General features: G+C 30.7%; 11 protein-coding genes. 2 read left to right on the plus strand and 9 right to left on the minus strand.

Annotated elements, in window-relative coordinates:
* The first annotated feature begins 23 nt into the window (after window positions 1-23).
* The gene (locus tag FF125_RS20820) at window positions 24-473 is read left to right on the plus strand and encodes a nucleoside deaminase (protein WP_138952005.1); all 450 of its coding nucleotides are present in this window, start codon (window positions 24-26) and stop codon (window positions 471-473) included.
* A gap of 34 nt (window positions 474-507) precedes the next feature.
* Here the strand turns inward: FF125_RS20820 and FF125_RS20825 are convergent, their stop codons facing one another.
* The 6 genes from FF125_RS20825 to FF125_RS20850 form a co-directional block, all read right to left on the minus strand.
* A complete protein-coding gene (locus FF125_RS20825; protein ID WP_117879985.1) occupies window positions 508-753 on the minus strand; it encodes a hypothetical protein in 246 nt (81 codons plus the stop codon).
* A gap of 80 nt (window positions 754-833) precedes the next feature.
* A complete protein-coding gene (locus tag FF125_RS20830; RefSeq protein ID WP_138952006.1) occupies window positions 834-3158 on the minus strand; it encodes an outer membrane beta-barrel family protein in 2325 nt (774 codons plus the stop codon).
* A 66-nt stretch (window positions 3159-3224) separates the two neighbouring features.
* Complete coding sequence (locus tag FF125_RS20835) at window positions 3225-3947, minus strand: response regulator transcription factor (protein ID WP_138952007.1); 723 nt, start codon at window positions 3945-3947, stop codon at window positions 3225-3227.
* A 15-nt stretch (window positions 3948-3962) separates the two neighbouring features.
* Window positions 3963-4577 carry a deoxynucleoside kinase gene (locus FF125_RS20840; RefSeq protein ID WP_117879988.1) on the minus strand — a complete coding sequence of 205 codons (615 nt, stop codon included), beginning with the start codon at window positions 4575-4577 and terminating at the stop codon, window positions 3963-3965.
* A gap of 38 nt (window positions 4578-4615) precedes the next feature.
* The gene (locus tag FF125_RS20845; protein WP_138952008.1) at window positions 4616-5431 is read right to left on the minus strand and encodes a hypothetical protein; all 816 of its coding nucleotides are present in this window, start codon (window positions 5429-5431) and stop codon (window positions 4616-4618) included.
* Between the two features lie 158 nt (window positions 5432-5589).
* Window positions 5590-7827, minus strand: coding sequence for a SulP family inorganic anion transporter (locus FF125_RS20850; RefSeq protein ID WP_138952009.1), 2238 nt, complete (start codon window positions 7825-7827; stop codon window positions 5590-5592).
* Between the two features lie 128 nt (window positions 7828-7955).
* On the opposite strand from FF125_RS20850, the gene FF125_RS20855 reads away from it, so the two are divergent.
* Entirely contained in the window at window positions 7956-9779 is a 1824-nt protein-coding gene (locus FF125_RS20855; RefSeq protein WP_138952010.1) for a cation:proton antiporter, read from the plus strand.
* A 7-nt stretch (window positions 9780-9786) separates the two neighbouring features.
* Here the strand turns inward: FF125_RS20855 and FF125_RS20860 are convergent, their stop codons facing one another.
* The 3 genes from FF125_RS20860 to FF125_RS20870 form a co-directional block, all read right to left on the minus strand.
* Window positions 9787-10137 (minus strand): 2Fe-2S iron-sulfur cluster-binding family protein, encoded by a 351-nt coding sequence (locus tag FF125_RS20860; protein WP_138952011.1) that lies wholly within the window; start codon window positions 10135-10137, stop codon window positions 9787-9789.
* 83 nt (window positions 10138-10220) lie between these two features.
* Window positions 10221-11276 (minus strand): NAD(P)/FAD-dependent oxidoreductase, encoded by a 1056-nt coding sequence (locus FF125_RS20865; RefSeq protein ID WP_138952012.1) that lies wholly within the window; start codon window positions 11274-11276, stop codon window positions 10221-10223.
* A gap of 58 nt (window positions 11277-11334) precedes the next feature.
* A complete protein-coding gene (locus tag FF125_RS20870) occupies window positions 11335-13743 on the minus strand; it encodes a glycoside hydrolase family 31 protein (RefSeq protein WP_138952013.1) in 2409 nt (802 codons plus the stop codon).
* Window positions 13744-13885: the final 142 nt, after the last annotated feature.

Genomic DNA, 13885 nt, shown 5'->3' on the forward strand with positions numbered 1-13885 from the left:
TATTTTTACAAAAATATTTAACCATGATCGACCCTTTTGACGATACTTATTTTATGAAACGAGCTTTTCAAGAAGCGGAGGCTGCATTTGAAAAAAATGAAGTCCCAATTGGAGCGGTCATTGTCATAAAAAATCAAATTATTGCTAGAGCACATAACTTAACAGAAACCTTAAACGACGTTACGGCACATGCCGAAATGCAAGCCTTCACTGCTGCTGCCGATTACTTAGGAGGAAAGTATTTGAAAGATTGTACGCTTTATGTTACCCTAGAACCTTGCCAAATGTGTGCGGGTGCAAGTTATTGGACTCAAATTGGTAAAATTGTATATGGTGCTAAAGATGAGCAACGGGGTTTTGAACATTATAAAACGCAATTACATCCTAAAACTAAGGTTATTGGAGGTGTACTAGAAGCTGAGTGTAGTGAACTGATTAAACGTTTTTTCATTGAAAAAAGAAATTTGAATTGACATTTTCATCAACCTGAAAGGTTTTTAAATCTAATTAATCTTTTAAATTTTCTTCATCTATTTTAAAAGGGTTCTTACTGTTAGGATCTAGAACATACTTTTTATACTTGCCATTTCTAAAACGATAAAATATGAATAATGGCATTAAAATAAAAGATAAAAATAAAATAGACAAACCTATTATTACATCACCTTTTGGGTGTTTTTGATTTAATAAATAAGTACCTGTAATTATCGCTATTATAAAAATAACGAATAAAATTTTCAATAGAAGTTTCATTAAACAGTGTTTATTAGATTTACATTTAAAGACAAGAACAAAGGTAAATTAAAAATATGGTTTATTGTATTGATGATGGCTTAGTTAATTCTATTCAAATTATCATCAACATCTTTATTTTTGAATACGGATTTCTTTAATTTTCCGAAAGCGTACTTTATTGAAAAAGATAATTCACTCATATCTGTATAAAAAATTGTGTTTGCTCTAATATTATTTACGTTATAAGACTCCTTATATTGTATCGTTTTAAATATATCATTAACACTAATAGTTGCGTCTATATTTTTTAAAATCTTCTTATTTATAGATGCATTTACAACAAAAACACCATTTCTCTTATAAACGCCCTCTTTGTGTTTTGTATAACCCCAGCTGGTTAATGACGTAGATAGCGTATTGTCAATTTTAAATTGATGAGATGTATATAAATAGACATATGGACTTGTCTTGAAACCAATGGCATTATCATCACTTACTTTATTCGTAGCGAAATTTAAAACGGTTGTCGAGTTCCAAAACTTATATTTTAAGGGCACAGCGAACTCCAAGCTAAATCCCACTTCTTTATCAAAATTAGTTGGCGACATGATACTAATTTCAGAAACATCATCATAGGATAAATTATAAAACACAGGATCTTCTTTTATAAAATAACTTGCACTAATTGCATACTTTTTAAAATCAAATCTTAAAGAGATCTCATTGATTATGGTTGGATTTAATTCAATATTTCTGTTAAACTCCAAATAAGGATTGATATAAGTTGAAACTGAGCTAATATTTGTAAAATTGGGCCTTATAATACTTTTAGCATAATTTAATGTCAAAGTTTGCGAGCTATCAATTTCAAAATTAACCATCGCTTTAGGAAAAAATTTTGCATTATTTCTATCAATCAATAAGGTGTCTCGATCAACAAAACCTCCTTTACTCTCTGTAAATTCAGCTCTTACACCCGTTGTAAAAGAAAATTTACCTGTTTTACCTGATAGCTGAGTATAACCAGCGTAATTATTTTCTTTATAGCCATAATTTGAAAGTGTATTTGAAATAGGATCTATTATTGAAAGGTCAGCATCCGTTTTTGCATCAGTAATTGCCATTGCCGTTCCTATTTCCAACTTCAATTTATTAACAAACTCTTTTTCAAAATCGACCTTGAATGAAAATACATTTACTTTAAAATCTTGAAGTCTTTTTTGATCTGAAATAAGTCCAGTTTCGTTCAAATTATTAGCAATGTCACTACCCAATTCTTTATTATAAAAAGAGTATTGTCCGCCAATAAATAGATTCCCCATCTTTTGCAATGATTTATTATAGTTCAGGTTAGTACTTGAATAAAACCTAAAATCATCATTATCACTTAAGGTAAAAATAGAATCTTCTATATTATTTTCCTTATTAGTAGTGTTTGTTTTGATAAGAAACTCATCTTTTTGGCTTCTTAATGTTGAACTTAAGGAGAAATAATCATCACTGTTTATTTGATAATAAAATCCTCCTCCAAAAATAAATTGAGGTCTCTTAGTATCATCCACTTCCACTAAATAATTTGATTCAATATTCTTATTTACTATAGTATAATTTGACCCGTTGCTCTCCCATGGATGCAAATTATTAAATGCAGCGTTAAACTTAAGTTCAAATTTGTCTTGTTTAAAGCTAATATTACCCCCAAAATAGTTATTATAATTTTTTCGAAATGAGGCTGTTTCTGAAACAGTTCCTTTAATTCCATTCTTATTTGTAAATTTAGAATGAACCAAAATTACACTTCTACCTTCTGCCTCATATTTAGAAGAAGGGTTATGGATAATTTCAATAGACTGAATATCATTTATTGTTAAATTTTCGAATTCTTGTAATGAAATTTTTTGATTTCCTAAATAGATCAATGCAGTACCTTTTCCAATTATATTAATCGATTCTCTATCATTAGAGATTTGTATTTTAGGAAGTTTAGATAATAAATCAATTGGATTTGATTCAGTCGAAAAAATGGTGTTAGCAACATTAATAGTGATGTTTCCGTTACTATTTTCAATTGGTCTTTTAGATGCTTTAATTTCGACCTCATCCAATTCAGTGGTGCTTTCTGTTAACTCTATGTTTAAGTCTATATCCTTATCAAGTGTAATAGCTTTTTTAAACTCTTTAAAACCTAAACACGAAACTTTTAAGACATAAGTACCTTTTTTCACATCTGTAAAATTAAAACTACCCTTTTCAATTTCTATATATTCAATTAATTTTTCTTCATTTTCAGATAACAATAGTACATCTCCAATATTTACCAGTTGATGTTGAGAAGAAACAAGACCCTTTAAATTATAACTATCTTGGGCTGATAGCGTATTGCAAATAATTATTAATAAAATTGTGATTCCTTTTTTGAGCATTACATTCTTTTAGAGTGACAAATAACAATAAAGAATATTAAAAATGCTATAAAATAAGGGTATGAATTAGGTACTAGTACTCGTACCGTTTTTAAATCTCAGGCTTAATTCATCCCGATTTGAAACATTAAGTTTATGATATATATGCGAAATATGTGATTTCACCGTGCTCAAACTAATAAACAACTCTTGGGCAATTTCCTTATTAGATTTCCCTTTTAGAATTAAGTTTTTAACGGTAGTTTCTTGTTTACTTAATGGTAATACTGTTGTTTCTTTACGATTTGTTTTGTAGGCAAAAATTAACAAACCGATTAACGAAATTCCTAAAATAATATTTAACCATTTACTGTAGGCATATTTAGTCTCTACTTCTGTAATGGTAATTTTTGAAAGTATATTTTCTAAAAAAAAATATTCATTTGGACTGATTTCACTTTCTTTCAAATCTGCCAAAATAGTAATATAAAACGCTCTATTCTGATGAATATCTTGAATAAGTAATTTTTTATTACTTAGCTCTTTAATACTGATCAATTTAACTGCTAAAATTTGTAAAGAATCTTTTGTAAACGAATGTATTTCAGATAAATACTTTTTCTTATCTACTATTTTTGAAGTTCTAATTTTAAAAGCATTGAACTTCTGTAATTCATATTGTGTAGCGTTATAGACTTTATTTTTATTGGATAGAGGCGAATTTTTGTTAAAAGTAATGGTATCAATTCTACTTTGAGAAACAACAAAGATTGTACAAAATAAAAACAACAAGCCAAACGCCTTTCTCATTAGTTCTTTTTTTTCTTAAAACAAACCATGTAATTGTGCATCTATTTTATCAATTACAACTCCTAAATCTTCTGGTTTATCAACGATATTTAAATTATCAATATCTACAATTAGTAATTTTCCTTTGGTATATGTCGATATCCAAGCCTCGTAACGTTCATTAAGACGACTTAAATAATCAATACTTATAGAGTTTTCATATTCTCTACCACGTTTATGAATCTGACCAACTAAAGTCTGGATACTCCCTCGTAAATAAATTAATAAATCTGGTGGTGAAACCAATTTTTCCATCAATTCAAATAACGAAGAGTAGTTATTAAAATCTCTGTTTGTCATTAACCCCATTGCATGTAAGTTGGGTGCAAAAATATGAGCATCTTCATAAATAGTTCTGTCTTGAATAATATTTTTTCCACTTTCGTGAATTTCTAATATTTGACGAAATCTACTATTCAAAAAGTAAATTTGAAGGTTAAATGACCATCGTTCCATTTCCGAATAAAAATCGTCTAAATACGGATTTTCTTCAACGGATTCAAAATGAGGTGTCCATTTATAGTGTTTTGCTAATAGTTTTGTTAGGGTAGTTTTTCCTGCTCCAATATTTCCGGCAATGGCAACGTGCATGCTGTTGGTTTTAGTTTAATAAAAGTGCTTAAAGATACTTAAATTTTAAATGTTTTAAATACAAATATCTTTTCGCCATCAAATATATAGATTTCATTGTTTAAAACATAAAATGATTCAATTGTAATTGATTTTTTTAATAGAATTTTAAACACTCCATCTTTTAAATTACTGTAATATAAGACTCCATCTTTTACCCAATAATAACAATTATTAAACCGGTTTAATAATTGCATTTCATTTAAGACAAGCCGTTGTTTAAAATTTGAATATTCATCATATTCTAAAACTGTATTTTCATTTTTCAACCAACAATTTTTATAACTGGCAACCATTCTATTGGGTACAAAATTATCTTCACGAAAATTTACGGGTGCTGAACTTGAAATGACCTTATTGGTTTTATAATTATATACATACAATTTACTATCATCTTGACTATAAATCCATAAATTATTATTGGAAGAACAAGATACTAAAGAAACATTTTTTGAGAACAAAACTTCATTAAAGTCAATCTTACTGGATAACTCATTGAGTTTATTATCTAATAAAATGACACTGTTAAAATCTTTATAAAAAAGTAAAATCTTTAAAGGATTCTTAATATCAACAGCCGTAATTTTTCCCAATTGCGTGTTGGTATAAGACAACTCTTCTTTTTTATTTTTTTTATAAAACGTATTGTCTTTTAAATAATATAAATTCTCAAATTCGTCAACCCCAATAAATTCATCGGCTTCAAGGTGTGTGCTTTTTATCAATTTAGACTCCACAATTGAATCCATATCTTTTTGTTGACCTTGAACCAAAAAAGATGCTAAAAATAGAAAAAATGTGAGTATTACTTTCATCAATTACAAAAATACAATAAAATTATCTCGAAACTTACTATCAACTGCAGACAGGATCATTGACGTGTTTTGTCTTCTACATCCTAATGGTTGAAGTCAAAAAAATAAATTAGCTCCAAAAATTATTTTTAATAGTTACTTACAGGTAGTTTAAACAACTATTTCGGAATTTTTTTCAAGTCCATATGTCTCAATAAATTGTGTGAAAATTCAAGCATATTTTGTACTTCATCAGTACGGGCAATATGCAAGTATTTAAATATCATCAAAGCTTCACCGTTACTTTCTATATGATGGATTTCGTTTTGCTCTAAAAAACGAATAACATTATCATTAAAAAATGCCTTGATTGCATCTTCATCTTCACCACTTAACTGGAATTTACCGGAAAAACCTGGATATTTAACAAAATCAATATCTCCTCTTGCTCCAGAAAATACTTTTACCCGATTAAATATTTTATCAAAAAGACCCTCCTTATCAATAATAAATCTCGGAATCGAAACAGGCAATCTTACTATCTGTACCGTAGTTTGATATACTTCTAGTGCATCTAATGCTCCTTCGTCGAATACAATATCAGCAATTTCCCATTTAAAATTATTTTCCACGTCTAACCCTTTTAAAGAATTACTTTTCATTTCAATAGGACGAGAATCAAAGAAATGAAAATTTCTTAGATAAGAAGTATTCCAATCTACCTCACGCTCAAAAGACCAACCATTTCTAATAGCCACTTTTTGCAAACGAATCTGACGTTTAGTAATCCGTTTTTTGACACGACCTGTAACAATTTTTAAAGCTCGGTTATGACTCGTCGAAGCAACATGATTATCCAATCCAATCAATTTGACATCTCCACCATTATCATCATGTACACGTTTAAATTCTATTAAATTTTCCATTATTGTAAGATCCACAAGCCGTGTTTGTGACATGTCAATACTTACATTTGATCCTTCAGGGATATCTTCCAACAGTTTATCTAACTTTAAAGCATATAAAAAATTTGCTATGCCTTTTAATTTAACATCATAAGAACCATTTTCAGATTTATATACTTTTGAGCCTGATTTATAAATCTTTTTAAAGAAGTTAACAATTCCAACTTTAGCTAATAACATATGCAAAACTAGTGTCATTAAAATACCTCCTACAATTCCATAAAGTAAATCTGTAAACAATGTAATTATAAGTGTTAACGATAGGAATAACAACTGTTCTACACCTTGATCATAAGCGTGCTTAAATACCTGAGGAGATGCTAATTTAAAACCTGTATGAACTAAAATTGCAGCCAAAGCAGCCAGGGGCACACTTCTTAAAACTGGAGCCAAAATAAGCACAAAAAGAATTAGAAAAATTCCATGATAAAGGTTAGACCATTTTGTTTTCGCATTACTGTTTACGTTCACTGTACTTCGAACAATTACTGTAGTAATAGGAAGCCCACCTAAAGCTCCAGAAACCATAGTGCTTAATCCCACACCTACCATATCTTTATTAAGGTTTGTTGTTCTTTTATAAGGATCTAATTTATCAACAGCACGGGCACTGGCCAGAGTAATTACAGTAGCAATAGTTGAAATTGATAAAACCGTAAGCCAAAAAGCAGATGTTCCTATCATGGCAAAGTCAGGATGCATAATACTATCGAGGGGATTGTCAGGAATATTAATCAATAAATCAGGACCAACAACGTAATTCTTTCCGAAAAATGAAATACTATGCTCATTAAAAAAATCAAATCCAAACACTATTGGTAGGGCCAATAGTAAAACCCACATAGGAGCCGGGATTATCCTTATGAATTTGGTATTAATTTTTTTATAAAAAAAGAGAACTAATATACCAACTAAAGCTATCAAAAAAACAAAAGGATTTATTTCTGGGAGTTTATGAAAAACATCAGACAAGGTTCCAATAATTGTTTTGGCATTGGAAGTCGTTCCAAGGGCATAATGAATTTGCTTTGCAAAAATAATGATTCCAATGGCCGCAAGAATACCATGTAAGACTGAAGAAGGCAATAACTTTGCAAAGCGGCCCATTTTAAGAAAACCCAACATCGTTTGAATACCACCTGACACAACAATAGCCGCCAAAACGTAATTAATATTACCATCTAATGCAACTAGGCCTCCTAAAATGGCAGCAATTAAACCCGCCGCTGGACCATTGATAGATAAATTTCCTCCTCGAAAAAATGTTGTAACAACACCACCAATAATTGCAGAAAGCACACCAGCCATAGGAGAAACTCCAGACGCTACGGCAATCCCCAAAGCCAAAGGCAACGCAACTAGCGATACACTTAAAGCAGCCGAAACATCATTACGCCAATTTTCTTTCAGTCCTTTAAGTCCCTTTGAGGGGATTGGGTTGTTAGAATTCATAGTTATAATAAGATCATTTTTTTGATTTTCGTAAGATAGTATTTTTAAAAGGGAAACAATTTATAATGACTACTAATAAATAATTGCTAAAATCATTTTATTTAGTATTTTCACAGCAAAATTAACCAATGATTGAATTAGCGGGAATTATTATCTTAGGTATCTTAGCTCAATGGGTTGCGTGGAAGTTAAAAATTCCAGCAATCTTACCATTAATTTTAATAGGATTACTTGTTGGACCAATTGCTGCCGAATTTCTATCCGAAGATGGCACAAAATGGATAGAACCTATTTGGAATGGTAAAGAAGGTTTATTTCCTGGAGAAAGTTTGTTTTATTTTGTTTCCTTAGCTATTAGTATCATCTTATTTGAAGGAGGATTAACCTTAAAATTGAATGAAATTAAAAATGTTGGGCCCGTAATTACAAAGTTAATTACGGTTGGTTCTGTAGTTACCTTTTTTGGAGCGGCAATAGCCGCCTATTATATATTTAATTTAAGTTGGCAGATATCATTCTTGTTTTCAGCCTTAATTATTGTCACTGGACCTACAGTTATTACTCCAATTCTTAGGAATATTCCATTAAAAAAAGATGTTTCTGCAGTGCTTAAATGGGAAGGGATCTTAATTGATCCTATTGGAGCGTTAGTAGCGGTTTTGGTTTTTGAATTTATTAGTGTTGAAGGTGGCGGAGAATTTACAAAAACAGCATTAATTGAATTTGCTAAGATTGTACTATTTGGTTTTACTTTTGGTTTTACTTTTGCACATGCATTAAACTTTATAATTAATAAAAAATGGGTGCCTCATTATTTATTAAATGTTTTAGCATTGGCTTCAGTACTTGGTGTTTTTGTACTTTCAGATGCTTTTGCACATGAATCTGGATTGTTAGCTGTTGTTGTAATGGGCATGGTGTTAGGAAATTCTAATTCACCATACTTAAAAGAGTTATTATATTTTAAAGAATCATTAAGCGTACTCTTAATTTCGATATTATTTATATTATTATCAGCCAATATAAACTTTGAAGATCTATTATTAATTTACAATTGGAAAACTGCATTATTATTTGCTATTGTTGTTTTTATAATTCGACCAATTGGTGTCTTTTTAAGTACTCATAATTCAAGTTTAAAATTGAATGAAAAAATATTTATCAGTTGGGTTGGTCCACGTGGTATTGTAGCGGCAGGAATCGCCTCATTATTTGGTTTAAAATTAGCCAAAAATGGTGTGCCTGGTGCTGAATACATTACCCCACTTGTCTTTATGATTGTATTGGGAACCGTTTTATTAAATGCAACCACTGCAAGAATGTTTGCAAAATTAATTGGTGTCTTTCTAACTAAATCTGAAGGGATCTTAATTGTTGGTGCCTCAAAAATATCCCGCTTAATTGGTCATTATTTGGAAAGTAACGGAAGACATGTAGTCTTAATTGATAGTAACCAAAATAATATAAATAAGGCAAGAGATCTTGGTCTGGAGGCTATAAATAGCGATGTTTATTCAGATAAATTAGCAGATAATATTGAATTAAACGATGTTGGTTATTTGATGGCTTTAACAGCGAATTCAGAAATAAACAATTACGTAATCGATAAATTTAAAAATCAATTTGGTGAAAATGGTACATTTAGATTGGTAAGTACAACTGAAATGAATGACGAACAAAGTAATCCTAAAGAGGGTTTGTTTTCACACACTAATGATTATAACTCTTTAAACGAAGTGGCTAATAATTATCCCAGTATTAATGAAATTAAATTAGAATCAAAAGAACATTTTGAGCGTTTAATTGAACGTACTGAAAACGATGAAGAAATTGTACCTCTATTTATTAAAAATAAAACGGGTGTATTAGAAATTATTCCTTCAAATAATAAAAATGTTAAAATTGTGGAAGGTGCTTCACTAGTTTATTTAGGTAAACTAATTAAGGTTTAGTCAAAATTTATTCACTTATTTCAGATTCAGGTGCTAATTCTACAATTAACCCATCTAGTTCATCTTTTAAATAAATTTGACAGCCTAAACGGCTATTATCTTTTACATGGAAAGCTTGGTCTAACATGTCTTCTTCTTCCAAGCTCATTTCTGGTAATTCTAACTCAGGTGTTTCGATATAACATTGACAAGAAGCACACATGGCCATACCACCACAAATTCCAATAGTACCTTCAGGAGCCAATTCGTAAACTCTTACCAGTTCCATTACATTCATATTCATATCTGTTGGAGCATCTACGTTGTGAGTGTCTCCTGCTCTGTCTATAATGGTAACTTTTATTGTATTTTCTTCCATGCTTGTTTGAAAAAATAATATGATTATGTTTGTCTAATTCTAGGTACACTATGAAAAAGTATGGCACTTGAGCTGACGATGCGTTATATTTTTGAAGTAATTGCTTTTTTCTGTTCTTTTTTAACTCCATCAAAACCAGTAACACCAGAAACCGTAGTATATTTCATCACTAATTTTTTAGCATCCGGATTTACCAATTTGTATGCTGATTGCACCATGATAGTAGCCTCATGAAATCCGCAAAGAATTAATTTTAGCTTACCTGTATACGTATTTACATCTCCAATGGCATAAATACCTGGAATATTGGTGCTATAATCTGTAGCATTATCCACTACGATCGCATTTTTTTCTATATTCAAGCCCCAATTAGCTATTGGCCCCAATTTAGGAGATAATCCGAAAAGTGGAATAAAATGATCAACCTCAACAATTTTATTTCCTTCTGTTGAATTTTTCACTGTTACAGATTCTACTTTATCCTTTCCATGAATTTCAATTACTTCAGACTCTGTCAACAATTTTATTTTGCCTTTTTTAACCAACTCCTTAACCTTTTCAACAGAATCTAGAGCCCCTCTAAATTCAGTTCTTCGATGTACTAAGGTAACTTCCTTAGCAATATCAGTCAAAAAGATAGACCAATCTAATGCAGAATCACCTCCACCAGCAATAATGATCTTCTTATCCTTATAGAAATTAGGCTCTCTGATAATATATTCAACACCTTTATCCTCATAGTCAACAATTTCCTTGATTGGTGGTTTTCTAGGCTCAAATGAACCTAAACCTCCGGCAATTGCAACAACGGGTGCATTGTGTTTTGTCCCTTTACTGGTAGTAACAACAAAACTACCATCTTCTAATTTCTCGATAGTTTCGGCACGTTCTCCTAAAGTATAAGTAGGCTCAAAAGGAGCAATTTGTTCTTCCAAATTTTTAACTAAATCTCCAGCTAATACAGATGGATATCCAGGAATATCGTAAATAGGTTTTTTAGGATAAATTTCTGCCAATTGACCTCCTGGTATAGGTAATGCATCAATTAAGTGACAACGTAATTTTAAAAGTCCTGCTTCAAATACTGTAAATAGACCTACAGGTCCCGCTCCAATAATAAGGATATCTGTTTTAATCATTATATATCAAATTTTTGACAAAAATAAGAACAATATTATTTTTGATATGTGATTTTTATCACATTACCCCTTTTATGTGTAATTCGTTAAAATCTTTATTAATGGTTAAGGTGTTATCTCCGTTTACCTGCATCTTTTTAAAATCAATTTCTTCATTATCGATTTGTATTTTATCAATTTCGAATGGCAAACCATGAAAATTTATTTTAAATGTTTTATAATCTGCATCATATCTACCTGATTTATGCTGCTGAATGATAAGTTGCTTTTCTTTACCAAGAAGTTTAAAAGTTCTATAACTATATTTTCCTTTGGTATAGTCGTAACCATCATGAGCATCATCAAATAAGAAAGATTTTTCAGTTCCTATTTTAAAGTATACATCTAAAGTTACCTCTTCAATGTTTTTTTCACCTACATATTGTTGTACTGGATATTTTGGTATAACTGAACCTGATTTTATAAAAATAGGCATTGTTTCAATATCACTACTCACCCACATTTCTTTACCTCCTTCTACAACTTCATCATTCCACATATTAAACCAATCACCTTTAGGAACATACATTCTTCTTCCTTTTGAATTTGGTTCAAGAATAGGACACACTAATATTTTATCTCCAAATACAAACTCATCAGTTCTGTAATGCGTTTGAATATCTTTTTGATCATACATTACCATTGACTTCAAAATTGGAACACCATCATTAAAATAATGCCAAAAAGCAGTATATAAGTAAGGTAATAACTGGTAGCGTAGCTCTATAAACTTTCTTACAATATCGGTTATTTCATCACCAAATGCCCATGGTTCTTGTGCTCCATGATCACCTGAAGAATGTACTCTACAAAAAGGGTGAAAAATACCCAATTGAATCCATCGTGCAAATAATTCACCTTCTGGTTGCTCTGCAAATCCACCAATATCACTTCCTGCAAAAGAATACCCTGACATTGACATACGTTGAGCTTGTACATTGGCAATCCATAAGTGCTCCCAAGAGGCCACATTATCACCAGTCCAAGAACTCGTATAACGTTGTGTCCCTGAATAGGCAGCTCTCGTAATTACAAATGGTCTTTTTGGAAAAGCAAATTTCTTTAAACCTTGATAGGTTGCTCTCGCCATTTGCATTCCATAAATATTATGGGCTTTTCTATGACTACATGGGTTTCCATCATAATCATGACGAACATCATTAGGAAAGGTCTTGTTTGGCACTTCCATAACAGCGGGCTCATTCATATCATTCCACACGCCTTTTACGCCTATATCTTCTATTAATTCTTTAAATAATCCAGACCACCATTCTCTAACTTCAGGATTGGTAAAATCAGGAAAGTAACACTGACCAGGCCATACTTTACCTTTCATATAAGGACCATCTGCTCGTTTACAGAAATAATCTTTTTCTAAACCTTCTCTAAAAATGTTATAATCTGCATCAATTTTGATTCCCGGATCAATAATAGCAACGGTTTTAAAACCATCATCCAATAGCTCTTTTACCATTCTTTTTGGATCAGGAAAATATTCTTTATTCCAAGTAAAACACCTGAAACCTTCCATATAATCGATATCCAAATAAATGGCATCACATGGTATTTGTAATTCTCTGAACTTTGAAGTAACCTCTTTTACGTTACTTTCAGGATAATAACTCCATTTACATTGGTGAAAACCCAAAGACCATAAAGGAGGCATTTGATGTGGCTTTCCTGTTAAATCTGTATAATTAGCAACTACCTTATCCATTTCTGGACCATACATAAAGTAGTAATTCATTTCACCACCTTGAGCCCAAAAGCTCATCACATCTTTACGTTCATGAGCAAAATCAAAGTATGATCTAAAGGTATTGTCAAAGAAAATACCATATGATTTTCCTGCATGTAGCCCTGTAAAAAAGGGAATAGCTTTATATAGTGGATCGGTATCTTTACCATAAGCATAAGAATCTGTAACCCAATTCTGAAAACGCTTACCTTTTAAGTTTAAATGTGTAGGCTTGTCTCCAAGTCCGTAATAGCTTTCTCCTTTACGAGATTTCTTACTCATTTTAACAACATTACCTCCATGCTCATAACTCTCTTCCCAATGAAAACCAATTTCATCATCAATAATTAAAGTCTTGTCTTTTGCATCAAACAAAGAAATTCTAGCATTCTCTTTTTTAATACGACATATTAATTTTTCTGTGGTAATTTCATACTGGTCATCATTTTCTTCAATTTCAAGAATATCATAACCGCTGTTCGCATATTTGGTAATAGCATAAGAAAAGTCATTTTCAAAAATACCTGTGGTGCTATATCTAAAACGTATAACACTATCTCTTAAAATTGTCACTTTTAATGTAACACCATTCTCAGTAAAAAAATTGAAGGTATCAATATGTTTTTCATATGATACTATTTTTGAAGGAAATTGATTTCCTATTATTTCTAGTTCTGTATTTGTAATCATAAATTGTTATTGTAAATCGGTTGGCAAAACTACTAAATTTTAGAACGAAACTTAGTCCGTTTTATTTAAAAAAGGGGGTAAAACATTGCAAATAACATAAATAACAACATCTTAAATTAATAAAACATTGTTATTTAGTGCT

The sequence above is a fragment of the Aureibaculum algae genome (genome assembly GCF_006065315.1).
In the GTDB taxonomy this organism is placed as follows: domain Bacteria; phylum Bacteroidota; class Bacteroidia; order Flavobacteriales; family Flavobacteriaceae; genus Aureibaculum; species Aureibaculum algae.

Coding starts and splice junctions, on each gene's coding strand:
- FF125_RS20820 (WP_138952005.1), top strand. CDS start 24: ATGATCGACCCTTTTGACGATACTTATTTTATGAAACGAGCTTTTCAA.
- FF125_RS20825 (WP_117879985.1), bottom strand. CDS start 753: ATGAAACTTCTATTGAAAATTTTATTCGTTATTTTTATAATAGCGATA.
- FF125_RS20830 (WP_138952006.1), bottom strand. CDS start 3,158: ATGCTCAAAAAAGGAATCACAATTTTATTAATAATTATTTGCAATACG.
- FF125_RS20835 (WP_138952007.1), bottom strand. CDS start 3,947: ATGAGAAAGGCGTTTGGCTTGTTGTTTTTATTTTGTACAATCTTTGTT.
- FF125_RS20840 (WP_117879988.1), bottom strand. CDS start 4,577: ATGCACGTTGCCATTGCCGGAAATATTGGAGCAGGAAAAACTACCCTA.
- FF125_RS20845 (WP_138952008.1), bottom strand. CDS start 5,431: ATGAAAGTAATACTCACATTTTTTCTATTTTTAGCATCTTTTTTGGTT.
- FF125_RS20850 (WP_138952009.1), bottom strand. CDS start 7,827: ATGAATTCTAACAACCCAATCCCCTCAAAGGGACTTAAAGGACTGAAA.
- FF125_RS20855 (WP_138952010.1), top strand. CDS start 7,956: ATGATTGAATTAGCGGGAATTATTATCTTAGGTATCTTAGCTCAATGG.
- FF125_RS20860 (WP_138952011.1), bottom strand. CDS start 10,137: ATGGAAGAAAATACAATAAAAGTTACCATTATAGACAGAGCAGGAGAC.
- FF125_RS20865 (WP_138952012.1), bottom strand. CDS start 11,276: ATGATTAAAACAGATATCCTTATTATTGGAGCGGGACCTGTAGGTCTA.
- FF125_RS20870 (WP_138952013.1), bottom strand. CDS start 13,743: ATGATTACAAATACAGAACTAGAAATAATAGGAAATCAATTTCCTTCA.